The 23,261-nt window shown below is 55.4% G+C and carries 29 protein-coding genes; 11 read left to right on the top strand and 18 right to left on the bottom strand.

Annotated features, from left to right (window positions below):
* Positions 1 to 57: 57 nt before the first annotated feature.
* The gene (locus LIW09_RS02930; RefSeq protein WP_256646478.1) at positions 58 to 1,038 is read right to left on the bottom strand and encodes an IS5 family transposase; all 981 of its coding nucleotides are present in this window, start codon (positions 1,036 to 1,038) and stop codon (positions 58 to 60) included.
* Between the two features lie 165 nt (positions 1,039 to 1,203).
* On the opposite strand from LIW09_RS02930, the gene LIW09_RS02935 reads away from it, so the two are divergent.
* From LIW09_RS02935 to LIW09_RS02945, 3 genes are all read left to right on the top strand, one after another.
* Positions 1,204 to 2,354, top strand: a protein-coding gene (locus tag LIW09_RS02935; RefSeq protein ID WP_425507924.1) for an IS3 family transposase whose coding sequence is annotated in 2 segments (ribosomal slippage) — positions 1,204 to 1,450 and positions 1,450 to 2,354 — 1,152 coding nt in all. Because the reading frame shifts where the segments join, the coding sequence is not laid out codon by codon here.
* 113 nt (positions 2,355 to 2,467) lie between these two features.
* A complete protein-coding gene (locus tag LIW09_RS02940) occupies positions 2,468 to 2,761 on the top strand; it encodes a hypothetical protein (protein ID WP_256646479.1) in 294 nt (97 codons plus the stop codon).
* A 72-nt stretch (positions 2,762 to 2,833) separates the two neighbouring features.
* Complete coding sequence (locus tag LIW09_RS02945) at positions 2,834 to 3,049, top strand: hypothetical protein (RefSeq protein ID WP_256646480.1); 216 nt, start codon at positions 2,834 to 2,836, stop codon at positions 3,047 to 3,049.
* A 1,098-nt stretch (positions 3,050 to 4,147) separates the two neighbouring features.
* Here LIW09_RS02945 and LIW09_RS02950 read toward each other — a convergent pair.
* Entirely contained in the window at positions 4,148 to 4,681 is a 534-nt protein-coding gene (locus LIW09_RS02950; protein WP_256646481.1) for an HNH endonuclease signature motif containing protein, read from the bottom strand.
* A gap of 477 nt (positions 4,682 to 5,158) precedes the next feature.
* The gene (locus LIW09_RS02955; protein ID WP_256646482.1) at positions 5,159 to 5,473 is read right to left on the bottom strand and encodes a hypothetical protein; all 315 of its coding nucleotides are present in this window, start codon (positions 5,471 to 5,473) and stop codon (positions 5,159 to 5,161) included.
* Between the two features lie 289 nt (positions 5,474 to 5,762).
* Between LIW09_RS02955 and LIW09_RS02960 the strand changes: the two genes are divergently transcribed.
* From LIW09_RS02960 to LIW09_RS02970, 3 genes are all read left to right on the top strand, one after another.
* Entirely contained in the window at positions 5,763 to 5,993 is a 231-nt protein-coding gene (locus LIW09_RS02960; protein ID WP_256646483.1) for a hypothetical protein, read from the top strand.
* Between the two features lie 105 nt (positions 5,994 to 6,098).
* Entirely contained in the window at positions 6,099 to 6,404 is a 306-nt protein-coding gene (locus LIW09_RS02965; protein ID WP_256646484.1) for a hypothetical protein, read from the top strand.
* A 74-nt stretch (positions 6,405 to 6,478) separates the two neighbouring features.
* On the top strand, positions 6,479 to 6,817 hold the full coding sequence (locus LIW09_RS02970) for a DUF4326 domain-containing protein (RefSeq protein ID WP_256646485.1): 339 nt from the start codon (positions 6,479 to 6,481) through the stop codon (positions 6,815 to 6,817).
* Between the two features lie 49 nt (positions 6,818 to 6,866).
* Here the strand turns inward: LIW09_RS02970 and LIW09_RS02975 are convergent, their stop codons facing one another.
* Together LIW09_RS02975 and LIW09_RS02980 are read right to left on the bottom strand one after the other, a co-directional pair.
* Complete coding sequence (locus tag LIW09_RS02975; protein ID WP_256646486.1) at positions 6,867 to 7,556, bottom strand: hypothetical protein; 690 nt, start codon at positions 7,554 to 7,556, stop codon at positions 6,867 to 6,869.
* Between the two features lie 66 nt (positions 7,557 to 7,622).
* The gene (locus LIW09_RS02980) at positions 7,623 to 7,994 is read right to left on the bottom strand and encodes a hypothetical protein (protein ID WP_256646487.1); all 372 of its coding nucleotides are present in this window, start codon (positions 7,992 to 7,994) and stop codon (positions 7,623 to 7,625) included.
* A 96-nt stretch (positions 7,995 to 8,090) separates the two neighbouring features.
* Between LIW09_RS02980 and LIW09_RS02985 the strand changes: the two genes are divergently transcribed.
* Complete coding sequence (locus LIW09_RS02985; RefSeq protein WP_256646488.1) at positions 8,091 to 8,621, top strand: hypothetical protein; 531 nt, start codon at positions 8,091 to 8,093, stop codon at positions 8,619 to 8,621.
* A 103-nt stretch (positions 8,622 to 8,724) separates the two neighbouring features.
* On the top strand, positions 8,725 to 8,925 hold the full coding sequence (locus LIW09_RS02990) for a hypothetical protein (protein WP_256646489.1): 201 nt from the start codon (positions 8,725 to 8,727) through the stop codon (positions 8,923 to 8,925).
* Between the two features lie 2,229 nt (positions 8,926 to 11,154).
* Here the strand turns inward: LIW09_RS02990 and LIW09_RS02995 are convergent.
* A complete protein-coding gene (locus LIW09_RS02995) occupies positions 11,155 to 11,598 on the bottom strand; it encodes a hypothetical protein (protein WP_256646490.1) in 444 nt (147 codons plus the stop codon).
* Positions 11,599 to 11,616: 18 nt separating this feature from the next.
* Complete coding sequence (locus LIW09_RS03000) at positions 11,617 to 12,135, bottom strand: hypothetical protein (RefSeq protein WP_256646491.1); 519 nt, start codon at positions 12,133 to 12,135, stop codon at positions 11,617 to 11,619.
* 220 nt (positions 12,136 to 12,355) lie between these two features.
* Here LIW09_RS03000 and LIW09_RS03005 point away from each other — a divergent pair, with 220 nt between their 5' ends.
* Positions 12,356 to 12,616: a hypothetical protein gene (locus tag LIW09_RS03005; RefSeq protein ID WP_256646492.1), complete on the top strand. Its 261-nt coding sequence runs from the start codon at positions 12,356 to 12,358 to the stop codon at positions 12,614 to 12,616.
* A 48-nt stretch (positions 12,617 to 12,664) separates the two neighbouring features.
* Here LIW09_RS03005 and LIW09_RS03010 read toward each other — a convergent pair whose 3' ends face one another.
* Positions 12,665 to 13,165, bottom strand: coding sequence for a hypothetical protein (locus LIW09_RS03010; RefSeq protein WP_256646493.1), 501 nt, complete (start codon positions 13,163 to 13,165; stop codon positions 12,665 to 12,667).
* A 94-nt stretch (positions 13,166 to 13,259) separates the two neighbouring features.
* Here LIW09_RS03010 and LIW09_RS03015 point away from each other — a divergent pair, with 94 nt between their 5' ends.
* Positions 13,260 to 13,517, top strand: coding sequence for a hypothetical protein (locus LIW09_RS03015; protein ID WP_256646494.1), 258 nt, complete (start codon positions 13,260 to 13,262; stop codon positions 13,515 to 13,517).
* 57 nt (positions 13,518 to 13,574) lie between these two features.
* Here the strand turns inward: LIW09_RS03015 and LIW09_RS03020 are convergent, their stop codons facing one another.
* The 8 genes from LIW09_RS03020 to LIW09_RS03055 form a co-directional block, all read right to left on the bottom strand.
* On the bottom strand, positions 13,575 to 14,105 hold the full coding sequence (locus tag LIW09_RS03020) for a DUF2726 domain-containing protein (RefSeq protein ID WP_256646495.1): 531 nt from the start codon (positions 14,103 to 14,105) through the stop codon (positions 13,575 to 13,577).
* Between the two features lie 1,925 nt (positions 14,106 to 16,030).
* On the bottom strand, positions 16,031 to 16,558 hold the full coding sequence (locus tag LIW09_RS03025) for a hypothetical protein (protein ID WP_256646496.1): 528 nt from the start codon (positions 16,556 to 16,558) through the stop codon (positions 16,031 to 16,033).
* 76 nt (positions 16,559 to 16,634) lie between these two features.
* Entirely contained in the window at positions 16,635 to 17,078 is a 444-nt protein-coding gene (locus LIW09_RS03030; protein ID WP_256646490.1) for a hypothetical protein, read from the bottom strand.
* Positions 17,079 to 18,159: 1,081 nt separating this feature from the next.
* On the bottom strand, positions 18,160 to 18,522 hold the full coding sequence (locus tag LIW09_RS03035) for a hypothetical protein (RefSeq protein WP_256646497.1): 363 nt from the start codon (positions 18,520 to 18,522) through the stop codon (positions 18,160 to 18,162).
* A 131-nt stretch (positions 18,523 to 18,653) separates the two neighbouring features.
* The gene (locus LIW09_RS03040) at positions 18,654 to 19,004 is read right to left on the bottom strand and encodes a DUF3024 domain-containing protein (protein WP_223629835.1); all 351 of its coding nucleotides are present in this window, start codon (positions 19,002 to 19,004) and stop codon (positions 18,654 to 18,656) included.
* A gap of 81 nt (positions 19,005 to 19,085) precedes the next feature.
* Complete coding sequence (locus LIW09_RS03045) at positions 19,086 to 19,349, bottom strand: hypothetical protein (protein ID WP_256646498.1); 264 nt, start codon at positions 19,347 to 19,349, stop codon at positions 19,086 to 19,088.
* Positions 19,350 to 19,366: 17 nt separating this feature from the next.
* Entirely contained in the window at positions 19,367 to 19,900 is a 534-nt protein-coding gene (locus tag LIW09_RS03050; RefSeq protein WP_256646499.1) for an HNH endonuclease signature motif containing protein, read from the bottom strand.
* 112 nt (positions 19,901 to 20,012) lie between these two features.
* The gene (locus LIW09_RS03055; protein ID WP_256646500.1) at positions 20,013 to 20,807 is read right to left on the bottom strand and encodes an HTH domain-containing protein; all 795 of its coding nucleotides are present in this window, start codon (positions 20,805 to 20,807) and stop codon (positions 20,013 to 20,015) included.
* A gap of 395 nt (positions 20,808 to 21,202) precedes the next feature.
* Here LIW09_RS03055 and LIW09_RS03060 point away from each other — a divergent pair, with 395 nt between their 5' ends.
* Positions 21,203 to 21,550: a hypothetical protein gene (locus LIW09_RS03060; RefSeq protein WP_256646501.1), complete on the top strand. Its 348-nt coding sequence runs from the start codon at positions 21,203 to 21,205 to the stop codon at positions 21,548 to 21,550.
* 1 nt (position 21,551) lies between these two features.
* Here LIW09_RS03060 and LIW09_RS03065 read toward each other — a convergent pair whose 3' ends face one another.
* On the bottom strand, positions 21,552 to 22,139 hold the full coding sequence (locus tag LIW09_RS03065; RefSeq protein WP_256646502.1) for an SGNH/GDSL hydrolase family protein: 588 nt from the start codon (positions 22,137 to 22,139) through the stop codon (positions 21,552 to 21,554).
* Positions 22,140 to 22,825: 686 nt separating this feature from the next.
* The gene (locus LIW09_RS03070) at positions 22,826 to 23,176 is read right to left on the bottom strand and encodes a DUF3024 domain-containing protein (RefSeq protein ID WP_223629835.1); all 351 of its coding nucleotides are present in this window, start codon (positions 23,174 to 23,176) and stop codon (positions 22,826 to 22,828) included.
* Between the last annotated feature and the right edge of the window lie 85 nt (positions 23,177 to 23,261).

Here is a 23,261-nt window from a genome sequence, read left to right on the forward strand (position 1 = left end):
GGCTTCGTTACCGCGTTTATGCGCCGTTTCCGGCGCTTTTTGGCGGGTTTCCCCGCCTTACAGGCGCACTGACCCCGCCGCCGGCAGCAATTGCCGGCGCGCCATCCACAGATTCGACAGGGCGAACAGGGTCAGCACCTGCGCGCTGTTCTTCGCAAGGCCGCGATAGCGCACCTTGACGTAGCCGAACTGCCGCTTGATCACCCGGAACGGGTGCTCCACCTTCGCCCGCAGGCTGGCCTTGCAGTGCTCCCAGCGCTCGGCGTAGCGACGATCCCGCTGGTTCTTCATCGCGCGCAGTTTCGACGGCTTCTCCGCGATCCGGAAGCCGGCGTCCACGTGCTGCAACTCCTCGCGCTTGTCCGCGCCGGTGTAGCCGCTGTCGCCACAGATCGTGGTTTCCCTGCCGTGCAGCAGCTTGTGTACCTGGGTCACGTCGGCCACGTTCGCCGCCGTGCATTCCACGTGATGCACCAGTCCCGAGACATCGTCAACGCCGATGTGCGCCTTCATCCCGAAGTGCCACTGGTTGCCCTTCTTCGTCTGGTGCATCTCGGGATCGCGCTCCCCCTCCCGGTTCTTTGTCGAGCTGGGCGCGGCGATGATCGTGGCATCCACGATCGTGTCGCTGCGCAGGCTCATGCCCTTGCGCTGCAGGTGCGCATTGACCCTTGCCAGCAGCTTGGCAGCCAGGCCATGTGTCTCCAGCAGGCGACGGAAGTTGAGGATCGTGGTCTCGTCGGGAATACCATCCAGCCCGCCGATCCCGGCAAAACGGCGCATCACCGGCGTGTCGTACAACGCCTCTTCCATCGCCGGGTCGCTGAGTGCGTACCACTGTTGCAGGAAATGGATGCGCAGCATCGTGGCCGGCGCGTACGGCTGCCGGCCGGGACGCCCCAGCGTCGGATAGTGCGGCTCGATCAGCGACAGCAGCGCCTTCCACGGCACCACCTGCTCCATCTCCGCCAAGAACACCTCCCGCCGCGTCTGCTTGCGTTGCCCAAGATCTTCGGCGTCACCAAAAGTCAGTTGCATCAGAAGTCATCCCGGGGTGATGCGCTATTGTCGCCGATGGGGGAGTTGTTCAGACCTTCCTTAGCTGCGGAGGTTGGTATGAGCGATGAAAAGATTGATGTGTGGACCGACCAGCTTTTCATAGACATCCGGACGCCATAATTGATGGCAATGACCGAGGTGTTTATGGGCAACAGCAAGCAGTACACGAATGAGTTCCGGGCGGAAGCGGTGAAGCAGGTGCTGGAGCGCGGCTTTACGGTGGTGGACGTCGCCTCCCGGATCGGGATCCCCAAGCACACGCTGTATGGCTGGGTGCAGGTGGCCAGGAAGACGGTACCGGTGTCCGGCGCGACAGCGGCGCCGAGCGACTCGGCCGAGATCCGCCGGCTGAAGGCCGAGCTGCGGCGCGTGACCGAGGAGCGCGACATCCTAAAAAAAGCCGCCGCGTACTTTGCCAAGGGGTAAGGGCGAAGTACGCGTTCATACGCGCACACATCCGCGAGTTCCGCCTGGTCGCCATGTGCCGGGTGCTGGGCGTGCACCGCAGCGGCTACTACGCTTGGCTGCGCCAGGGAGCCTGTGCCCGCGAGCGCGAGGACCAGCGTCTGCTCGGGCTGATCAGGCACCACTGGCTGGCTAGCGGTGCGGTGTACGGCTATCGCAAGATCGCGCTGGATCTGCGGGAAGCTGGCGAGCGATGCAGCCGGCATCGCGTCTGGCGGCTGATGAAGGCGGAGGGCCTGCGGGCGCAGGTGGGCTACGGCGGCAAGCCGCGCCACCGCGGCGGTCCGGTCGGTGCCGTGGCAAACGTGCTCAACCGGGACTTCTCGCCGCACGCCCCGAACAAGGTCTGGGTCACGGACATCACCTACATCCGCACCTACGAAGGCTGGCTGTTCCTGGCGGCAGTGATGGACCTGTACTCGCGCCAGATCGTCGGATGGGCGACGGCGCCGACGATGACCAGCGACCTGGTGCTGCAGGCGCTGATGGCAGCGGCATGGCGGCGCAAGCCCGGCCCGGGCGTGATGGTCCACTCCGACCAAGGCTGCCAGTTCACCAGCAGCGACTGGCAGTCGTTCCTGAAGGCACACCGGATGGTGCAGAGCATGAGCCGTCGCGGGAACTGCCACGACAACGCCGTGGCCGAGAGCTTCTTCAGCGTCCTGAAGAAGGAGCGGATCAAGCGGCGGATCTACCCGACGCGAGCCACTGCTGCTTCGGACGTGTTCGACTACATCGAGATGTTCTACAACCCGATCCGCCGGCATGGTTCCGCTGGCGGCATGTCACCGGTAGAGTTCGAAAAGCGCTACGCGCAGAGCGGCGAATGAGTGTCTACGGAACTCTGGTCGGTCCACTTCACAGGTCTAACACCTGAGTTAAGCCGCGCCGCGAAGCGGCGTCGGCTTGAATGAATTGTTAGCGCCGTGGAGGGCGCAGAACGATGAGCATTGAAAAGCTGCTGGAAACGTGGGAAGCAAGGGCAAGGCGGGCGCACCCGTCCGACGCGATGCTAATTAACAAGCACATCCGCGAGTTGCGTGAAACACGGAACAACATCCTTGACGCAGCTTGCCAGTCCGTCGCAAACAGCGCGGACGCCAGCAGATACAGGTGGATTCGCTCCACTACCGCGCCGGGCTATCTACATTTTCCGAGCGGTGAAATTCAGGACGGACTTGCGCTTGATGCACTGGACGCCGCCATCGACGCCGCGATGGCGGGCGCTAACACCTGAATTAAGGCGCGCCGCGAAGCGGCGTCGGCTTCAATGAATTGTTAGCCGTCAACGCACGGCATGGAGAACAGAATGCAGAACAATGAACCGTTTTGGCTGGTGTGGAACCCCAAGGGACACGCACCAACGTACCAGCACGGAACGCTTGACCAAGCGACCAGCGAAGCCGAACGACTGGCGCGAACGAATCCCGGCCAGACCTTCATTGTGCTGGAAAGCGTGGCGGCGCTGGTGGTGGACAACATTCAACGGACTGATCTCCGGCCCCGCGATGAACTGCCTTTTTGACGGCTAACACCTGAGTTAACGCGCACCGCTGCGCGGAGTTGTGAGTACGACGCTGCCACGAAGCGGTGTCGCGTTGAACGAATTGTTAGACCTCAATCGTACATGGGACGAAAAAATGAAAGTTACTCACGAGTTTGAGGTGATGACAGAAGAAAAGCGACCACAAGACCCGAGCCTGCGCGGCGATGGTTGGAGATTTGAGACGCTAGAACATGGTGGCGAGTATCCGGACTGCATGCCCCAAGCGATTCGCGCCACCGACGCTGAGGGGCGATCTTGCATCTATCACCCTGTCACTCACGGCGGGAGGGTTGTTGATAGCAAGGGATTCCACACTGAGGTCTAACACCTGAGTTAAGCCGTGCCACTGCACGGCCGCAAACAAGAACGAACATACCGAAAAAAATTGCGGCCGTGAAGTGGCATCGGCTTGAACGAATTGTTAGACCTGTGCGCTCTTGCAATGAGCCATAAAGCGAACAGGCCGGAACGCCAATTTGTACCACGAAATCAAGCGCCGTGTCAGTTGCGCGAAACCCGCTCTGGCTCTTGCTCTACAAGCGAACGCAGGCTGTAGATCTTGACCTTGATCTTGTTGCAAATTTGAAGGCTTTTGCCGTTGAAGCGAGGTCAAAAAATGTCTTGCCAGATCATGCGCTGTGCGGGTGTCAATGACATTGCAAAGAAAGCGCGGCAGGTTGCTCTTCACAGGTCTAACACCTGAGTTAAGCCGTGCCACTGCACGGCCGCAAACAAGAACGAACATACCGAAAAAAATTGCGGCCGTGAAGTGGCATCGGCTTGAACGAATTGTTAGACCTGTGCGCTCTTGCGGTGAACCGCGAAACGAACAGGCTGGAAAGCGAATTTGTACCACGAAATCAAGCGCCGTGTCAGCCACGTGAAGCCCGCTCTGGCTTTTGCTCTACAAGCGAATGCAGGCTGTAGATTTTGATCTTGATCTTGTTGCAAATTTGAAGACTTCTTGCCGTTGAAGCGAGGTCAAAAAACATCTTTCCAGATCATGAGCTGTTGCGGGTTTCAATGACTTTGAAAGGAATGCGCGGCTTGTTGCTCTTCACAGGTCTAACACCTGAGTTAAGCCGAGCCGCGAAGCGGCTTCGGCTTGAACGAATTGTTAGATTGCCGCTCGCGAATTATCTTGGCAAGCTCGTCCGCCTCCGCCAGAAGCCCGAGTACCTCAGTTCTGATCTGGAGAAGCCTCTCGTACTCCGGTGAGCTGTCGGGAACCGAGTCTTGGAGGGAGAGCGTGGACAGGTACGTTGCAATACGATGCTCCGCTGCCTGATGTGTAGAAGCCGGCAATCCAAGCTCTGCAAGAAAACGGCGCCAGTCTTTGTTGCCTTTTGCCGAATTGCATGGCTTGCAGCACGGGAGCAAGTTGCCCAGTCGGTGCCCGTGCCCGCTAAAACGCGAGTCCTTGACCGTGGCAAAAACATGATCCCACGTTTGAGCGAGGGCTCCACAGTAAGCGCAGAGGAGGTCTTGATCTGGATCTTGGCCGAGAATGGCAACGGCCTCTCTGACGCGCTGATCGTCGTAGTCGTCGCTCGGCGCGACTGCCGCAGCAAAAGCGTGATTGATCGTCGTTTTTCGCCGCGACACGATCACGTAAGGCTTGAGATGGTTCCGGACTGTCAAGTAGCGCATATGCTTGGGGCAATCTAACACCTGAGTTAAGCCGTGCCACTGCACGGCCGCAAACAAGAACGAACATACCGAAAAAAATTGCGGCCGTGAAGTGGCATCGGCTTGAACGAATTGTTAGACCTGTGCGCTCTTGCGGTGAACCGCGAAACGAACAGGCCGGAAAGCCAATTTGTACCACGAAACCAAGCGCCGTGTCAGCTGCGCGAAACCCGCTCTGGCTCTTGCTCTACAAGCGAACGCAGGCTGTAGATTTTGATCTTGATCTTGTTGCAATCTTGAAAGCTTCTTGCCGTTGAAGCGAGGTCAAAAAACGTCTTGCCAGATCATGCGTTGTGCGGGTGTCAATGTCTTTGCAAAGCACGCGCGGCATGTTGCTCTTCACAGGTCTAACACCTGAGTTAAGCCGCGCCGCGAAGCGGCGTCGGCTTGGACGAATTGTTAGGTGCCACCGGCAGCGTCCCGCAAAACTTGCGCTTGACTGCGGATGGTGCCGAGAAGTGCGTGGCGCATCTCATGGTAGATAGCGTCAGCTCCACCAGGGAAACTGCGGTGTTTCCGATCGCTGTAGAACAGCACCGCAAGCGACGCGATTTTGGAGGCTTTCCGCGCTGCGTAGTGGTCAATGCCTGCCATCGACGTTGCAAGGAACTGCAATCGATTCACAGCCACAGAGTTGGCAATAGAAAGATCATTTTCCGACAGGACGTTTTCAATTTCGGCGGCAACGCCAAGAATCTGATCAGAGGCAGACATGAACACACCTATGCACCTAGGGCCATTGACCGTAAAGCGCGTGTCGCTAATTTTTGTCGCGGCGCTTCTTGGGAGTGGAACAAAGGAGGATCCGGAAAGGACGGCGTTCTTTTACTACAACGACGACGGCGAAATGATGGCTTGCTATGACCCGATCTATGGACCGCCAGATTGCCCCAACCAGATGCAGAGGAAAACGGTTGTGGCACCTAACGATCAAGTTCAGCCGTGACGCGAAGCGGCATCGGCTGCAACGCGTTGTTAGGTGCCAGGACAACAGGAGAACGAGATGAGTGAGTGGCAACCGATTGAAACTGCGCCGAAAGACGGCAGCGCAATCCTCGCGGTAGTGAGGTGGATGTGGTCGGATGAGACGCTTGGGGAAGCGCAGGACGTCGTGCATTGGCATCAAGCTGGCTTTTGGGCATGCGCAACACCGATGAATTATTTGCAGGCGCTAGATGAAGGCGTGAACCCGACGCATTGGCGACCGCTGCCCGCACCGCCAGTAAGCACCTAACGCCCGAATTGAGCCGGGCCGCTGCGAGTGAATAGAACCGCCGAGGCAATGAAGCGGCCTCGGCTCAAATGAGTTGTTAGCCGTCATGCGGCTACGGAGAACGAAATGGGAAACTGGAATCACACAGAAGCGCGCGGATCATCCCACGGCACGATGCGCTGCACGGCCTGCGGTAAGCAGGTTGAAAGCGGGCGCTACCGCTACCGGCAGAAGTCGAAGCGCGGCGATTGGGTATACCAGGTTCAGCACGAGGCTTGCTGCTTGGAGGATTCCGCGTGGGCGGCAATGGATGCACAGCAAGTCGCGCACGAAAAGCGCATGGCCGAACTGTCTGCCGCGTGCGCGGCATTCAAGAAAACATGGGGCGTTAGCGAACTCGATGACTACATCTTCGATGAAGCCGGGGCATGACGGCTAACACTTGAGTTAAGCCGCTGCGCTGCGGCTGCACACGAACCCCGACGCGACCACGAAGCGCAGTCGGCTTGAACGAATTGTTAGCCAGTGAGGCGACCATGCCAGAAAGAATACAACTGAGACGCGCGAAGGGCTGGCGGATGCCAGAGAACACCGTGAAGGTTGATCGCAGCACGCGCTGGGGGAATCCGTTTGCGCCAGGCAAATGCGGGCCGTTCGGACGCGATCCGATAGACGCAGAAGGTGCAGTTGGATTCTTCACCGACATGCTGCGCGACGATCAAATGCGCGCGACTGCTCGCTTCCCGTTCGATCTTTCGCCGCTGCGGGGGAAGAACCTTGCTTGCTGGTGCAAGCCGGGTGCGCTGTGCCACGCAGATGTGTTGCTTTCACTGGCTAACACCTGAATTAAGCCGCGCCGCGAAGCGGCGTCGGCTTGAATGAATTGTTAGCCCATCATATCTGACCGGGTGCCCCGCGTTGCAGCTCCCAAATGGCCAAATCCAGCTCTCGCGGTGTCTTGCCGATATCTCTAGCTACGCTAATCAACGCGCTAATAGTGGCGTCAAAACTTGGAGAGTAGCCAATGGTAGATGACACGAAGTTGATGATATGAACGTCTGGTTTGATCGTCTCTACCCCGGCGCGCATTATTAGCCATTGAAATACCGCAGGACCAAGACCCTTGATCTTGCCTTTGAAGTCGTCCTTGAAGGTTGCAGACGTTGCCCATTGCTTTAGGGAGTCTGCGTCCACTACGCCGATGCTTATGAATTGTGCCACTAAGCCGCGCAGTTGCTCCAATCTTGTCCAGTGCTTGTAACCCCAGAGTGTGACGGCAGCGTCTGTGTTGCCTTGTTTGTCATTGGGGTAACGATCAAGAAACGCAGCCAACTGATGTATGTCATGAATATAGTCGCCGTGAGCGCGAACGAATCTCTCGTGCGCCTTATTGACGATTGTGTTGTGCAGTTGATAGTCAAGAACAGTCAGGATGACGTTAGACAAGAAGCTCTGAACGGCGTAGTCACCTTGATGTGGCGGCAGCGTCTGGCAACGAGCCAAAAGTTTCTCGTAGTCGGTCTGAGACAACACGGCTTGGGCCGAGCTTGGTGTTGGATAACAGGACTGCATCGAACCTTCCATGATGGGCTAACGCCTGAATTAAGCCGCGCCGCGAAGCGGCGTCGGCTTGAATGAATTGTTAGGCCCTTACTGAGGGCACTTCGTATCCCATGAGGCTTGGAACTCTGCTTTACCTTCCGGCGAGCTCGAGCCATCAAACAGCGTTGCCCCGCCAGCACCAGCGCGATTGACGGTGGTGATGAAGCGTTGCTGGACGTTGTTGAGAGCAAGTGGGCCGCTACCTGGGCGATTGAGGGTGCTGAGGCCGCATACATAATAAAATCGCTCGACCGAATCGTTGAGCTTAATGCTGGATGAGTCGATAGTGACCTCGATGTCACTTGCGACCTGTCTACGCAAGAGTTGCTCAGCCGTGGAGATTTTTTGGGCCGTGGGATCGGTACAGCCTGCTGCAAGGGTGAATGGCGCAAGAATCAAGATTTTTTTGAGAGGTCTCATATTGTTTCCTGAAGGGCCTAACGATCAAGTTCAGCCGTGACGCGAAGCGGCATCGGCTGCAACGCGTTGTTAGATGCCGACCCCACAAGGAGCGATATGAAAGACGATACGAAGCCGATGCACCAGAGTTTGCTGCCGCCAGCCGACAACAAGTTTCACGTTGGCAATGGCGAGGACGGCAAACACTACTGGCTCACGCCACCTGAATTGCTGAACCAGCTTGCGGCCGAGCATGGGCCGTTCGATTTTGACCCGTGCCCGTGCCCGTGCCCGTTTCCGAAGCCGGACAGCTTCGATGGGCTTACATGCGAATGGGGCGAGTGCAGCTATGTAAATCCGCCGTTCGGCTCGATCTTGCACCAGGGGCCGGACGACAAGAAGCCGAAGAAGAAAGGCCCGACCGCATGGGTGCGCAAGGCAATCACCGAGGCCGAGAAAGGCAAGCGCGTGGTGCTGGTCTATCCGGTGGACAAGTGGCTTCTGATGCTGCTCGCGGCAGGCGCGAAGGTTTCCAACCTGGGCGACGTGCGCTGGCACGCCACCGAGGATGGATCCGTAGGCAAGGGCACGGGCCGGCACATTGCCTGCTTTGTGCTGGACGGTGCGAAAGAGGCATCTAACACCTGAGTTAAGCCGGCCCGCTGCCGGTGACTTCAAACCCCGTTGAGGCTGAGAAGCGGGCTCGGCTTGAACGAATTGTTAGGCCGATACCCGGCCGGAGGGAACGACCATGTGGCAACCGATCAGCACCGCACCGATTAACAAAAGCATCCTGCTGTGGAGCAACGATCTGCAAGAAATCAGCATTGGCCACAAGCCTGAAGACGCGCCGCACGACGAATGCGTGGTGATCCATATGACGGCCTGCTACGCCGATGCCTGGCATCCGCTTCCGGAGCCGCCGGAAGCATCCGAAGACGAAGACCAGTAGCGGTCTAACACCTGAGTTAAGCCGCGCCGCGAAGCGGCGTCGGCTTGAATGAATTGTTAGCGCTCAAGCTAGCAAAGCTGGACCAACGAACACCGACAGCAACCCCAGTACGGCAGATGCAACAGCAAGCCGGACCGCGGACTTGGGACTACGCATTGCTAGTGCCAGTGGGAGAAGCCCGAAGAAGAACATGGCGAGCCCAAATGCATGGGCAGGGGATCCTTCCAGCGGGCCCGCATAGCCATAGCGGGTCCAGCGCCCGGCCGCGTGACCAGTGACTAGGGCCATTAAGCCGAGGCCAGATATCACGCAGGTCATCACGACAGCCAGCAACCTTACGACGAGCGGGGCTGGTAGCTGGACTGCAGGAGGGTCTGCCATGAGCGCTAACACCTGAATTAAGCCGCGCCGCGAAGCGGCGTCGGCTTGAATGAATTGTTAGACCTGTGCGCTCTTGCGGTGAACCGCGAAACGAACAGGCCGGAAAGCCAATTTGTACCACGAAATCAAGTGCCGTGTCAGCTGCGCGAAACCCGCTCTGGCTCTTGCTCTACAAGCGAATGCAGGCTGTAGATTTTGACCTTGATCTTGTTGCAAATTTGAAGACTTCTTGCCGTTGAAGCGAGGTCAAAAAACATCTTTCCAGATCATGAGCTGTTGCAGGCTTCAATGGCTTTGCAAGAGGTGTGCGGCTTGTTGCTCTTCACAGGTCTAACACCTGAGTTAAGCCGTGCCACTGCACGGCCGCAAACAAGAACGAACATGCCGAAAAAAATTGCGGCCGTGAAGTGGCATCGGCTTGAACGAATTGTTAGACCTGTGCGCTCTTGCGGTGAACCGCGAAACGAACAGGCCGGAAAGCCAATTTGTACCACGAAACCAAGCGCCGTGTCAGCTGCGCGAAACCCGCTCTGGCTCTTGCTCTACAAGCGAACGCAGGCTGTAGATTCTGATCTTGATCTTGTTGCAAATTTGAAAGCTTCTTGCCGTTGAAGCGAGGTCAAAAAACATCTTTCCAGATCATGAGCTGTTGCAGGCTTCAATGGCTTTGCAAGAGGTGTGCGGCTTGTTGCTCTTCACAGGTCTAACACCTGAGTTAAGCCGACCTGCGTAGCGCAGGTAACGGCGTGGCAAGCTTTCTCTGCCACGCCGTTGCCGGAGCGAAGTAGGTTCGGCTTGAACGAATTGTTAGGCACATGGCTCTTGCGATGAACCGCCAGCCGCCACGCGCCAGAGAGCCGATTTGTATCACGAAGTCATCCGCTGCGCCCGTTGCGATGCACAAACTACTTGCATCTGGTCGCATGGCAAGGCGACTGAAGCCCAGCACGATGTAAATTTCTCTGCCGATGAGCGTTTCTGCAGTGCTGTCATTCAATGCAACGTGGTGTCTGCGGATCGCAGATTACTAACCAGCATGCTAATCATTATAAGTGAATACCGCGAGCGCGAGTCGCTCTTGCTCTTAAAGCCTAACACCTGAATTAAGCCGCGCCGCGAAGCGGCGTCGGCTTGAATGAATTGTTAGACCTGTGCGCTCTTGCAATGAACCGTAAAGTGAACAGGCCGGAAAGCCAATTTGTACCACGAAACCAAGCGCCGTGTCAGCCACGTGAAGCCCGCTCTGGCGCTTGCTCTACAAGCGAACGCAGGCTGTAGATTTTGATCTTGATCTTGTTGCAAATTTGAAAGCTTTTTGCCGTTGAAGCGAGGTCAAAAAACATCTTTCCAGATCATGAGCTGTTGCGAGTTTCAATGACTTTGAAAGGAATGCGCGGCATGTTGCTCTTCACAGGTCTAACACCTGAGTTAAGCCGTGCCACTGCACGGCCGCAAACAAGAACGAACATACCGAAAAAAATTGCGGCCGTGAAGTGGCATCGGCTTGAACGAATTGTTAGACCTGTGCGCTCTTGCAATGAACCGTAAAGTGAACAGGCCGGAAAGCCAATTTGTACCACGAAACCAAGCGCCGTGTCAGCCACGTGAAGCCCGCTCTGGCGCTTGCTCTACAAGCGAACGCAGGCTGTAGATTTTGATCTTGATCTTGTTGCAAATTTGAAAGCTTTTTGCCGTTGAGGCGAGGTCAAAAAACATCTTTCCAGATCATGAGCTGTTGCGGGTTTCAATGACTTTGAAAGGAATGCGCGGCATGTTGCTCTTCACAGGTCTAACACCTGAGTTAAGCCGGACCGCTGCGCGGCACGGCGTGATGGTACACGCCACCATTTAAGCCGAGCCGCGAAGCGGTCTCGGCTTGAACGAATTGTTAGACCTGCAGTAATCAATCACAAACTCATCTCCGTCAAATGAGACAAGGCGGCCGACAAGTTCAGGTTTGATGTGGAAGGTCTTGGAAATCTTGCTGGCGTCCCAGCCGGCGTCAAGGTGAGGCGTGTTCTGTGCCGTTGCCACCACGAGCCTGATAGGAAGATCTTGGGCTTTTGCCAAAGAGATATGCTCGCGGAGCAGGTTGTTGCCAAGCGAGTTTCCTTCCCATCGCGAAAGGGTGTCCTTATAGCGGAGAGTGTCTTTGTCCGGCCGGCTGAAGTAGTTGTTCCAGCAGCTGATCACGATTGACCCGTCAGCCGCCTGTGCCGAGACAGCCCACATTGGGTTGGTCAACTTGGCGCCGTACTTGGCGAAGCATTCAGTAAACGAGAGTGTTGGCATGCAGGTCTAACACCTGAATTAAGCCGCGCCACGAAGTGGCGTCGGCTTGAATGAATTGTTAGGCGGCACTGCCGGAGTGTCGCCACCAGCATTAGGCAATGCGTGGCTAATAGGCTCGACTGTAATCCCGGCCGCTTGCAGACGATCATGCGCGATTCTGGAGCGATTGATCTTGTTGAGTCGGTCCGTTTCGGCGCGTGTGAGGAGCGCGAGCTTAAAGTGTGCCTGCACAAAGGCTGAAAAGTCTCCGTCGCTCGCGCCAGCCTCAACTTGCTCGATTGCCAGCCTAGTCAGTGCGCGATGTGGGCTGATGTGCTCAATGAAGACTTGCTCTCCGGCTCGATACGCAGCCAGCGCTTCGGCCGAGAACAAAGCGCTCGGGTGATTGCGCAAGTTGTTTATATGGTTCAAGCCTGGGTAGCAAAGTCGAAGGCCAAGAATGTTGAGAATGCGCTCCGCGCTGTGGATTGCGCCACCATTGTCGGTAAAGCCAACCTCCAGCATTTGGTTGCGAAGCGCAGCGGCCAAGCGAAACATGGCGATTAGCTTCTGCGGTTCGTATTTTCCCGGTCTTGCCATTGTTCTGATCCGATCGCGTAGATGCTTCTGTGCCGCCTAACACCTGAGTTAAGCCGCGCCGCGAAGCGGCGTCGGCTTGGACGAATTGTTAGGCCTCAGCATCGCGAAACACTCGCATGCTTTCCAGCCAGTGACCCAGCAGGGCGTTCCAGACGGAGTCTACGTAATCCGGATATTCATGCTCGAACGCTACCGGCGGGACCCAGTCCATGAAAGAGCCCATGCCAGCGTGGCCAAGCAAGCGGACATGCTCGGAGACCCGCGCGACGTCTCCCTTTTCGAGAGCATCGAGGCAAGCCTCCAGCTGCGCGAGATATGTCTGGGGCAGGTAGTGATGCCTGCAAAACGTGAGAAGGGCCCGAGTTACTTTGATTCGCCCAGGCGTGACGACCTTCCGCTGCTCTCTAGGGATCGCGACCATGTTTCCTCTGAGGCCTAACGCCTGAGTTAAGCCGGCCCGGTTTGCGGCCACGGCTGAGTGACAATCTTACGGCGCTCTGCCGAGGCCGCGAAGCGGGCTCGGCTTGAACGAATTGTTAGGTGTTGCACTGCGTAGTTGCATGACCAATGCCGCGATGTAGGCGAAAAGTCCTGAGTACGCAACGAGAGCCCCATAGCGGATAGCGTCACTGTTGTAGATCAGGTAGCTGATCTGAAATGCGCTGAATACTAGAAGCAGCGCCTCAAGTAGCATGATCGGCTTGCTGTTGGCCTTCTGGCGTGCGGTCAATGCCAGAACTTGAAACATCAGTGGCCAAGTAAAGGCGAGCAACCAAAGTGGCCAATCCTTCAGTGAGACAAGATCGTAGCCGTGGACATCAAAATACTCCTTCTCGACAAGCGTGGTTCCATCGCCTTGGACAACGGTTGTTCCGTCCTCACTTACAGGCTGATTGGAAAGGCTCGCGCAACGCGAAAGTGGCAGAAAGAAACTAGCAAGCAGAAGTAATGTTGCGATGCGCTTGGCCCAACGAGCGAATCTATTCATTGGCAACACCTAACACCTGAATTAAGCCGCGCCGCGAAGCGGCGTCGGCTTGAATGAATTGTTAGGGCGCGGCCCAACAACACGCGAGGAACAGATGAGCGCAAATATCCGCCGACTCGGTAGCAAAAACAACCTGGCCAATGTCCCGCACATGCTCCGCAATCTTGCGTCACAGATTGAGGCCGGCGAAGAGCCCGATCCACTGACCATGCTGGTCATTTCCGTGACCGATGAGAACACCCCGCCGACCATGTACGGCTTCGGTAAGGGCGAGAGCAGGCTGCGTGACGTTGGGGCACTGCAATCATGCATGGCCGTCATGCTGCAAATGGTGCTGGACGATGGCGACTGAGCGCCCTAACACCTGAATTAAGCCGAGCCGCGAAGCGGCTTCGGCTTGAATGAATTGTTAGGTGCCAACCGAAGCACCTACTTGAGGTGGAGAAATAGCTGCCAAGAACTGCGACCGAATGTCTTGTGGCGAGTATGCCTGCTTAGCTGGAACCGTTAGTAGTGGCAGATTGATGGCTTGGCACACTTTGAGCAGCAAGTCGTCGCGGGACTGCGCCCGCTGGCTGGAGTGTGACTTGTCGTTGAGTTCGACGGCGCAGACCACGGCCAAATCGCTTGCCCGACACACAACAAAATCAAAGTGCTTGGCCGCAATGCGATTGAGTGCACCCTGACGAGCGGAGTTGCCAAGGCCGGGTTTGACTGTTGCAACGTCAGCGACACGAACCTTGCCAAAGACGCGGTGCTCTGAACCAACAGCCTGATCCAAAACGCCAAGGAACGAACGCTCCGCGGCCGAAAAGAGCGTCTTTGCAGGTTGGTAAGGGAAGCCGACTGAGCCAGAGCCGCCGCCTTGCTTGTTCTTGAGCGCTGCAAGAACGATAAAAACAACAAATGCGAGAACAGCCAGCAGAACCAATGACGACATGCGATTCACTCCCATTGGCACCTAACACCTGAATTAAGCCGCGCCGCGAAGCGGCGTCGGCTTGAATGAATTGTTAGACCTGTGCGCTCTTGCGGTGAACCGCGAAACGAACAGGCCGGAAAGCCAATTTGTACCACGAAATCAAGTGCCGTGTCAGCTGCGCGAAACCCGCTCTGGCTCTTGCTCTACAAGCGAATGCAGGCTGTAGATTTTGACCTTGATCTTGTTGCAAATTTGAAGACTTCTTGCCGTTGAAGCGAGGTCAAAAAACATCTTTCCAGATCATGAGCTGTTGCAGGCTTCAATGGCTTTGCAAGAGGTGTGCGGCTTGTTGCTCTTCACAGGTCTAACACCTGAATTAAGCCGCGCCGCGAAGCGGCGTCGGCTTGAATGAATTGTTAGGGCCCAAGCTAGTCAACGCAAATACCCGCGACCACCGTGCCACTCTCAATCTTGTCATAGCAGCCATAGATGTCATGGGTGTCCTTTTGGCAGGTGCCCGTTGAGCTAGAACCAACGACGCTGCTCTCTGGCGCCATGCACAGCCCTTGGCACTCAGCTTTGTCTGAGCAAATCTTACCCGCATCTTGAAATGGCTTGACGCATGCAGGGGTACCGAACATCCCGACGCCACGAACGACGCCACCCTCAGCCTTACATTGCTCTTGGTCGATCTTGTCAAGAGCAGCAGCGCGAGAGCGCTCCACGCTTTTCTGCATCCGCCAATCACGCCAGGAACTACAGCCGCACACAAGACACACGGCAATCAGAACTGTGAGTGCGCGAATGCTGGACATGGGCCCTAACACCTGAATTAAGCCGCGCCGCGAAGCGGCGTCGGCTTGAATGAATTGTTAGACCTGTGCGCTCTTGCGGTGAGCCGTGAAACGAACAGGCCGGAAAGCCAATTTGTACCACGAAATCAAGCGTCGTGTCAGCCACGTGAAGCCCGCTCTGGCTCTTGCTCTACAAGCGAATGCAGGCTGTAGATTTTGACCTTGATCTTGTTGCAAATTTGAAAGCTTCTTGCCGTTGAAGCGAGGTCAAAAAATGTCTTATCAGATCATGCGTTGTGCGGGTGTCAATGTCTTTGCAAAGCACGCGCGGCTTGTTGCTCTTCACAGGTCTAACACCTGAGTTAAGCCGTGCCACTGCACGGCCGCAAACAAGAACGAACATACCGAAAAAAATTGCGGCCGTGAAGTGGCATCGGCTTGAACGAATTGTTAGACCTGTGCGCTCTTGCAATAAGCCATAAAGCGAACAGGCCGGAACGCCAATTTGTACCACGAAATCAAGCGCCGTGTCAGTTGCGCGAAACCCGCTCTGGCTCTTGCTCTACAAGCGAATGCAGGCTGTAGATTCTGATCTTGATCTTGTTGCAAATTTGAAAGCTTCTTGCCGTTCAAGCGAGGTCAAAGAAATGCGTTGCCAGGTAGTGCGCTGTCGCGGGTTTCAATGACTTTGCAGAGAATGCGCGGCCTGTTGCTCTTCACAGGTCTAACACCTGAGTTAAGCCGTGCCACTGCACGGCCGCAAACAAGAACGAACATACCGAAAAAAATTGCGGCCGTGAAGTGGCATCGGCTTGAACGAATTGTTAGACCTGTGCGCTCTTGCGGTGAACCGCGAAACGAACAGGCTGGAAAGCGAATTTGTACCACGAAATCAAGTGCCGCGTCAGCTGCGCGAAACCCGCTCTGGCTCTTGCTCTACAAGCGAATGCAGGCTGTAGATTTTGACCTTGATCTTGTTGCAAATTTGAAAGCTTTTTGCCATTGAAGCGAGGTCAAAAAACATCTTTCCAGGTCATGAGCTGTTGTGGGTTTCAATGGCTTTGTAAGGAAAGCGCGGCTTGTTGCTCTTCACAGGTCTAACACCTGAGTTAAGCCGCGCCGCGAAGCGGCGACGGCTTGAATGAATTGTTAGATCTGGTTAAGGCCTAGGTTGGGAATTACGCTTTTAACAAACCAGCCTTGCAAGTCATCAAAGTGGTCGACGCGCACTTGGCGTCCGCCATAATTGACGACATAGTGCATCCCAAACAGGAATCCTTTGGACTCAATGCTGCCACCAACCGTGGCCAACAGGTCGGCGTAGGTCTCAAAAGTGGCGCGCCCGTTTTGAATAGCTTCGGCACAGCGTGTTGCGACGGATTTGTCGCGTACAGGCCCGGGGCGAATTGAATCAGGTCTGGCAGGTGGCGCTGGATCTGGGTGCAGCTCTGCGACCCTAGTAGCCAAGTAATGCTCGTCCCGTAATGCAACTACCAGAAGCCTAAGATAGGCAACCTTTGCTCTTACCTCGTCTCCACCGCTCTCGATGATAGCTTTGGCCCATAGGCCATCTCGCCTCTGGCCGGAGCTGATTTCATCAACGGCAGCGGCGTGATACGCCTCGTCCTGAAGGCGGTCTAGCGCTGCTCTGTCTTTGATGCTTTTCCAAAGAGTCATGAAGAATCGTTCCAGATCTAACACCTGAGTTAAGCCGGACCGCTGCGCGGCACGGCGTGATGGTACACGCCACCATTTAAGCCGAGCCGCGAAGCGGTCTCGGCTTGAACGAATTGTTAGACCTGCAGTAATCAATCACAAACTCATCTCCGTCAAATGAGACAAGGCGGCCGACAAGTTCAGGTTTGATGTGGAAGGTCTTGGAAATCTTGCTGGCGTCCCAGCCGGCGTCAAGGTGAGGCGTGTTCTGTGCCGTTGCCACCACGAGCCTGATAGGAAGATCTTGGGCTTTTGCCAAAGAGATATGCTCGCGGAGCAGGTTGTTGCCAAGCGAGTTTCCTTCCCATCGCGAAAGGGTGTCCTTATAGCGGAGAGTGTCTTTGTCCGGCCGGCTGAAGTAGTTGTTCCAGCAGCTGATCACGATTGACCCGTCAGCCGCCTGTGCCGAGACAGCCCACATTGGGTTGGTCAACTTGGCGCCGTACTTGGCGAAGCATTCAGTAAACGAGAGTGTTGGCATGCAGGTCTAACACCTGAGTTAAGCCGTGCCACTGCACGGCCGCAAACAAGAACGAACATACCGAAAAAAATTGCGGCCGTGAAGTGGCATCGGCTTGAACGAATTGTTAGACCTGTGCGCTCTTGCGGTGAACCGCGAAACGAACAGGCCGGAACGCCAATTTGTACCACGAAATCAAGCGCCGTGTCAGTTGCGCGAAACCCGCTCTGGCTCTTGCTCTACAAGCGAATGCAGGCTGTAGATTCTGATCTTGATCTTGTTGCAAATTTGAAAGCTTCTTGCCGTTCAAGCGAGGTCAAAGAAATGCGTTGCCAGGTAGTGCGCTGTCGCGGGTTTCAATGACTTTGCAGAGAATGCGCGGCCTGTTGCTCTTCGCAGGTCTAACACCTGAATTAAGGCGCGCCGCGAAGCGGCGTCGGCTTGAATGAATTGTTAGACCTGTGCGCTCTTGCGGTGAGCCGTGAAACGAACAGGCCGGAAAGCCAATTTGTACCACGAAATCAAGCGTCGTGTCAGCCACGTGAAGCCCGCTCTGGCTCTTGCTCTACAAGCGAATGCAGGCTGTAGATTTTGACCTTGATCTTGTTGCAAATTTGAAAGCTTCTTGCCGTTGAAGCGAGGTCAAAAAATGTCTTATCAGATCATGCGTTGTGCGGGTGTCAATGTCTTTGCAAAGCACGCGCGGCTTGTTGCTCTTCACAGGTCTAACACCTGAATTAAGCCGCGCCGCGAAGCGGCGTCGGCTTGAATGAATTGTTAGACCTGTGCGCTCTTGCAATGAACCGTAAAGTGAACAGGCCGGAAAGCCAATTTGTACCACGAAACCAAGCGCCGTGTCAGCCACGTGAAGCCCGCTCTGGCGCTTGCTCTACAAGCGAACGCAGGCTGTAGATTTTGATCTTGATCTTGTTGCAAATTTGAAAGCTTTTTGCCGTTGAAGCGAGGTCAAAAAACATCTTTCCAGATCATGAGCTGTTGCGAGTTTCAATGACTTTGAAAGGAATGCGCGGCATGTTGCTCTTCACAGGTCTAACACCTGAGTTAAGCCGTGCCGCGAAGCGGCATCGGCTTGGACGAATTGTTAGGTGCCACCCGACAGTCTGTCTATGGCATCTAGCTGTTCTTTGCACTGATCATGCAGTGTTGGTTCTATGAGCATGAGTCGCTGAATGTAGCCTCTGGCGCTGTCATGTAGGCCGCTTGCAGCCAAGGCCTTGGCGCCGAAGTAGAGCGCAGAGATGTCGTGAGGATGCTCTTGTAAACGAAGCCGTGTTTTGGCTATCAAGTCATCAATCTGGCCTTTTTGCCAAAGGTCACCGAATTTTTCGCTTCGCGGTTGGCCACAGTTGAAGATACGGCAAAGGATGTTGGACGCGATGAAGAAAAGCAGGAGGCAGAGAATAATCCACAAGAGAACTTTGATTTGAGCGATGTCAGCTTCCATGATCTCCCCCGTGGCACCTAACACCTGAGTTAAGCCGGACCGCTGCGCGGCACGGCGGTGTGGTACACGTTACCGCACTAAGCCGAGCCGCGAAGCGGTCTCGGCTTGAACGAATTGTTAGGCGCCAATTGCTAGCCGAAAAAGCATGCGTGCTTGTCTTCACCGACCAGCGCCAGGAACTTCTCGATGGTACCGACCCGAGGCATTGGCGGATAGCTGTGCCACTTTAGATCGGCTCGCATCCAGAAGACCTTCCAGAGTGCTTGGGTCTTGACGTACGTGGCCTTTGCAACAGGATGCTCCATGGTTTCGCCGGGTTCTCCCCTCCAGCGGGGGCGAACCTCAAATATTTCAACGCTTTGCCCGTTGATACGAAAGGCAAGATCAAGCTCTGCTCGGATATGCGGAGGCGGACGATGCTTTTCGATGAAACTGCCAATGACCTTCTCAAGTCGCTTGGTCTCGAATTCGCTGATGGCCATGTCAGTTGCAATGATGGTTGATTTGGCGCCTAACACCTGAGTTAAGCCGCGCCGCGAAGCGGCGTCGGCTTGAATGAATTGTTAGGCCGCAGCATGCCCGCCGAATGCGACCGAGCGCAAGAATATGGCGAGAAGGGCTAACGCAAGGCACGCAACGCCGAAGCGGACAGCAAAGTCATTGGGGGTTCCGCGCTTGCGCCACCACAGGAATGCGAACCAGATGCACGAGATCGCAAGCGCGTAAGGAACAAGTGCGTTTGCGAAAGCGCCAATGGCCCAAGCCCCAAGAAGCGCCGAGAAAAGTGCGGCAAGGGTCTTGAATTCGTTCATTGAGGACTTGCCCATGCGGCCTAACACCTGAGTTAAGCCGAGCCGCGAAGCGGCTTCGGCTTGAACGAATTGTTAAATTGCCGCTCGCGAATTATCTTGGCAAGCTCGTCCGCCTCCGCCAGAAGCCCGAGTACCTCAGTTCTGATCTGGAGAAGCCTCTCGTACTCCGGTGAGCTGTCGGGAACCGAGTCTTGGAGGGAGAGCGTGGACAGGTACGTTGCAATACGATGCTCCGCTGCCTGATGTGTAGAAGCCGGCAATCCAAGCTCTGCAAGAAAACGGCGCCAGTCTTTGTTGCCTTTTGCCGAATTGCATGGCTTGCAGCACGGGAGCAAGTTGCCCAGTCGGTGCCCGTGCCCGCTAAAACGCGAGTCCTTGACCGTGGCAAAAACATGATCCCACGTTTGAGCGAGGGCTCCACAGTAAGCGCAGAGGAGGTCTTGATCTGGATCTTGGCCGAGAATGGCAACGGCCTCTCTGACGCGCTGATCGTCGTAGTCGTCGCTCGGCGCGACTGCCGCAGCAAAAGCGTGATTGATCGTCGTTTTTCGCCGCGACACGATCACGTAAGGCTTGAGATGGTTCCGGACTGTCAAGTAGCGCATATGCTTGGGGCAATCTAACACCTGAATTAAGCCGCGCCGCGAAGCGGCGTCGGCTTGAATGAATTGTTAGACCTCACATCTTTTCAATTGCTGCTTCGAGAGAGGCCTTAACCCGTTTCTTTTGAATCTCCGGATCTTCGCGTTGGATGAACTCAACGGCCGACAAGTCATCGCCACGTTTTCGATTTTGGCGAGGCTCAAGCGCCTCAATCAGGATTGCTTCTAGCGCAGGAATCATCTTTGCCGCCTCATATGTGGCTGGCAAAGGTCCGAGTTGACCAGACTCTGAGACGGGTAGAAGCCCAAACCAAGAAAACCGGTCCCAGCGGGCGGCCAAGCGATCAAGGGTGTGCTCAAAGAGACGGCGCCCCAATGGACGATCAGTTGTGCGACCAATGTAGATGACCTCGCGGCCGTCATATAGCAAATAAATCCCGAGCTGCTTATTGAAATCTACAGGCGTAGCGCCCAATTGCTGCATCCCGAGCAGTTTTGGCGTTGCAACCCACTGAATCGCGTCTCTGCGCCAAAACATCCCGAATGAGCTAACAATGTCATATTGCTCTTCCGACTCATCGGACTCTTCGATGGTGGGAGTTAGCTTGTCTTTGATCGGGGAGGCTGCGGCAGCTGAGGATTTAGCTAGCGCGAACGTGCCCTTTGCCACACGAACATAAGGCGATGACGCGCCATCGCGCTTGATCGATGAACTGATTTGAGCATTGACCGTTGCAGCGGGCGTTGCTCCAAGGCTGATGCGTAATCCGTCAGCGATAATTTTCTCAGCGATCTCTTTATAGTGCAGCGGCGTAGTTGCCGCTCCCAGCACCTTGTCGATGGCTTCACGCCAGGTAAGTTCCTTTGCCATGCTCTACTCGATGAAGGTGGGAGTGAGGTCTAACACAAAAGTTTAGCCGAGCGGCGCAGCCGCTTCGGCTAGAACGCCTAGTTAGGCGTCAACGAGAGAGAACAATGAAGCCAACACTGAGACAGTTTGCCGAAGATGCTGGGGTAATTGTTATCCCGTGCGGCCCCGGCTGGGGCGGCAAGTATGGATACAAAACCAGAGATTGCCCAGACGTGACGTTCAACGGTTACAAGACTAAGCAAGAGGCCTACAGGGCTTGGGCGAGCGACACATTCGGTGAGAAGGCTGGCGAGGCGCTGACCCGTCTTTTGACGCCTAACACCTGAGTTAAGCCGCGCCGCGAAGCGGCGTCGGCTTGAATGAATTGTTAGCCTGCGCAGACTTGGAAAGCAAGCATGATCGTTTTGGAGCGCAAGAGACAGCCGAAATACACATCACCAAACGTGCAACGTGCGCATGTGAAGAAGGCTTTGCCTTTCGCCGCATCTGATGCAGGGTTGTATGCACATCGCGTGAGATTCGTTGAAATGATTACGATTCTCGGGAAGTCTCACCTGGCTGTTTCTTGCTGGTGCGACATGACGCTACTCGTGAGTAAGCGCAAGAAAACGCGTCTGATGGATGCGGCACCGCCGGACAGACCAATTTGCGCTACTTGCGAAGGGCGCGCGATTGGGAAGGACGGCGGAAAAATCAATGGAATTGACGTGCGATATATGCCGCATGTGCAGGCTAACACCTGAATTAAGCCGCGCCGCGAAGCGGCGTCGGCTTGAATGAATTGTTAGACTTCTTCTCCGATAACTCTTGATATGCTTTGCGGAGAGCGGCAATCCAAATTGCGTAACCTTTATCGTTTGGGTGTACGCCGTCACGGAATAGATTGGCGCCGCCTGCCGAAAGCAGTCTTTGGGTGTCTACGTAAATGCAATTGCCGCGTGCAGCACATTCCTCTTTTACGACGCGATTTGCGGACGCAATTTGAAAAGGGTCAATCTTTGAGGAGTATGCGGGCATGATGCCACTCCAAACTAACGGAAGATCTTTTGGCATTGCGGCTGATACCGCTCGGAGCTGAGAAGCCAGGTGCTGTGTTTTTCCGTGCGAGATGTCATTAATTCCGATCATTAAGAAGGCGACAGAGGCGCGTTCTAGTGATTGATATTTTGGAATGTTGGCAAGAAGTTCTGAAGTTGTCTCCGAGCCGATGCCGTAGTTCACTGACGATGGCGAAACCGCTGCTGTGGCTAAGCCTTGTGTGATGCTGTCACCAAGAAAAATTGTTGCTCCTGCCGGAACTGAAGCATCCATTGCTTGATGATAAACAATCATTCTCTCGCCATGAGGGTTGATCGCCGTTGCTGTGGCGAGAAACTTTGCTTTGAACTTTGGAATGAAATCGGTCTTGAAGATTAAAACCGCAACCAGTAGATGTACGCCAATAATGTAGACAAGGCACAGTCTGCGTTTTAGTTTGCTGTGCTGTGCTGTGCTGTGCTGTGCTGGTCACGACTATGTTCCATAAAGAAGTCTAACACCTGAGTTAAGCCGTGCCACTGCACGGCCGCAAACAAGAACGAACATACCGAAAAAAATTGCGGCCGTGAAGTGGCATCGGCTTGAACGAATTGTTAGACCTGTGCGCTCTTGCGGTGAACCGCGAAACGAACAGGCTGGAAAGCGAATTTGTACCACGAAACCAAGCGCCGTGTCAGCCACGTGAAGCCCGCTCTGGCTTTTGCTCTACAAGCGAATGCAGGCTGTAGATTTTGATCTTGATCTTGTTGCAAATTTGAAGACTTCTTGCCGTTGAAGCGAGGTCAAAAAACACCTTGCCAGATCATGAGCTGTTGCAGGCTTCAATGGCTTTGCAAGAGGTGTGCGGCTTTTTGCTCTTCACAGGTCTAACACCTGAGTTAAGCCGGACCGCTGCGCGGCACGGCGGTGTGGTACACGTTACCGCACTAAGCCGAGCCGCGAAGCGGTCTCGGCTTGAACGAATTGTTAGGCGCCAATTGCTAGCCGAAAAAGCATGCGTGCTTGTCTTCACCGACCAGCGCCAGGAACTTCTCGATGGTACCGACCCGAGGCATTGGCGGATAGCTGTGCCACTTTAGATCGGCTCGCATCCAGAAGACCTTCCAGAGTGCTTGGGTCTTGACGTACGTGGCCTTTGCAACAGGATGCTCCATGGTTTCGCCGGGTTCTCCCCTCCAGCGGGGGCGAACCTCAAATATTTCAACGCTTTGCCCGTTGATACGAAAGGCAAGATCAAGCTCTGCTCGGATATGCGGAGGCGGACGATGCTTTTCGATGAAACTGCCAATGACCTTCTCAAGTCGCTTGGTCTCGAATTCGCTGATGGCCATGTCAGTTGCAATGATGGTTGATTTGGCGCCTAACGCCTGAGTTCAGCGGAGCCGTGAAACGGCTTCCGCTGCAACGAATTGTTAG

It is taken from the genome of Thermomonas paludicola (assembly GCF_024498955.1).
Taxonomy (GTDB): domain Bacteria; phylum Pseudomonadota; class Gammaproteobacteria; order Xanthomonadales; family Xanthomonadaceae; genus Thermomonas; species Thermomonas paludicola.

Bases quoted from the DNA above. Each gene is read 5' to 3' on its own strand.
- LIW09_RS02965 (WP_256646484.1), top strand. From the start codon at position 6,099: ATGGGAAACTGGAATCACACAGAAGCGCGCGGATCATCCCACGGCACG.
- LIW09_RS03030 (WP_256646490.1), bottom strand. From the start codon at position 17,078: ATGCCAACACTCTCGTTTACTGAATGCTTCGCCAAGTACGGCGCCAAG.
- LIW09_RS03060 (WP_256646501.1), top strand. From the start codon at position 21,203: ATGATCGTTTTGGAGCGCAAGAGACAGCCGAAATACACATCACCAAAC.
- LIW09_RS02930 (WP_256646478.1), bottom strand. From the start codon at position 1,038: ATGCAACTGACTTTTGGTGACGCCGAAGATCTTGGGCAACGCAAGCAG.
- LIW09_RS03010 (WP_256646493.1), bottom strand. From the start codon at position 13,165: ATGAATAGATTCGCTCGTTGGGCCAAGCGCATCGCAACATTACTTCTG.
- LIW09_RS03005 (WP_256646492.1), top strand. From the start codon at position 12,356: ATGCTCGAACGCTACCGGCGGGACCCAGTCCATGAAAGAGCCCATGCC.
- LIW09_RS02955 (WP_256646482.1), bottom strand. From the start codon at position 5,473: ATGTCTGCCTCTGATCAGATTCTTGGCGTTGCCGCCGAAATTGAAAAC.
- LIW09_RS03055 (WP_256646500.1), bottom strand. From the start codon at position 20,807: ATGGCAAAGGAACTTACCTGGCGTGAAGCCATCGACAAGGTGCTGGGA.
- LIW09_RS03035 (WP_256646497.1), bottom strand. From the start codon at position 18,522: ATGGAAGCTGACATCGCTCAAATCAAAGTTCTCTTGTGGATTATTCTC.
- LIW09_RS03020 (WP_256646495.1), bottom strand. From the start codon at position 14,105: ATGTCGTCATTGGTTCTGCTGGCTGTTCTCGCATTTGTTGTTTTTATC.
- LIW09_RS02985 (WP_256646488.1), top strand. From the start codon at position 8,091: ATGAAAGACGATACGAAGCCGATGCACCAGAGTTTGCTGCCGCCAGCC.
- LIW09_RS02960 (WP_256646483.1), top strand. From the start codon at position 5,763: ATGAGTGAGTGGCAACCGATTGAAACTGCGCCGAAAGACGGCAGCGCA.
- LIW09_RS03045 (WP_256646498.1), bottom strand. From the start codon at position 19,349: ATGGGCAAGTCCTCAATGAACGAATTCAAGACCCTTGCCGCACTTTTC.
- LIW09_RS03015 (WP_256646494.1), top strand. From the start codon at position 13,260: ATGAGCGCAAATATCCGCCGACTCGGTAGCAAAAACAACCTGGCCAAT.
- LIW09_RS03025 (WP_256646496.1), bottom strand. From the start codon at position 16,558: ATGACTCTTTGGAAAAGCATCAAAGACAGAGCAGCGCTAGACCGCCTT.
- LIW09_RS02995 (WP_256646490.1), bottom strand. From the start codon at position 11,598: ATGCCAACACTCTCGTTTACTGAATGCTTCGCCAAGTACGGCGCCAAG.
- LIW09_RS02990 (WP_256646489.1), top strand. From the start codon at position 8,725: ATGTGGCAACCGATCAGCACCGCACCGATTAACAAAAGCATCCTGCTG.
- LIW09_RS03065 (WP_256646502.1), bottom strand. From the start codon at position 22,139: ATGATTGTTTATCATCAAGCAATGGATGCTTCAGTTCCGGCAGGAGCA.
- LIW09_RS02980 (WP_256646487.1), bottom strand. From the start codon at position 7,994: ATGAGACCTCTCAAAAAAATCTTGATTCTTGCGCCATTCACCCTTGCA.
- LIW09_RS03000 (WP_256646491.1), bottom strand. From the start codon at position 12,135: ATGTTTCGCTTGGCCGCTGCGCTTCGCAACCAAATGCTGGAGGTTGGC.
- LIW09_RS02975 (WP_256646486.1), bottom strand. From the start codon at position 7,556: ATGGAAGGTTCGATGCAGTCCTGTTATCCAACACCAAGCTCGGCCCAA.
- LIW09_RS03070 (WP_223629835.1), bottom strand. From the start codon at position 23,176: ATGGCCATCAGCGAATTCGAGACCAAGCGACTTGAGAAGGTCATTGGC.
- LIW09_RS03040 (WP_223629835.1), bottom strand. From the start codon at position 19,004: ATGGCCATCAGCGAATTCGAGACCAAGCGACTTGAGAAGGTCATTGGC.
- LIW09_RS02945 (WP_256646480.1), top strand. From the start codon at position 2,834: ATGCAGAACAATGAACCGTTTTGGCTGGTGTGGAACCCCAAGGGACAC.
- LIW09_RS02940 (WP_256646479.1), top strand. From the start codon at position 2,468: ATGAGCATTGAAAAGCTGCTGGAAACGTGGGAAGCAAGGGCAAGGCGG.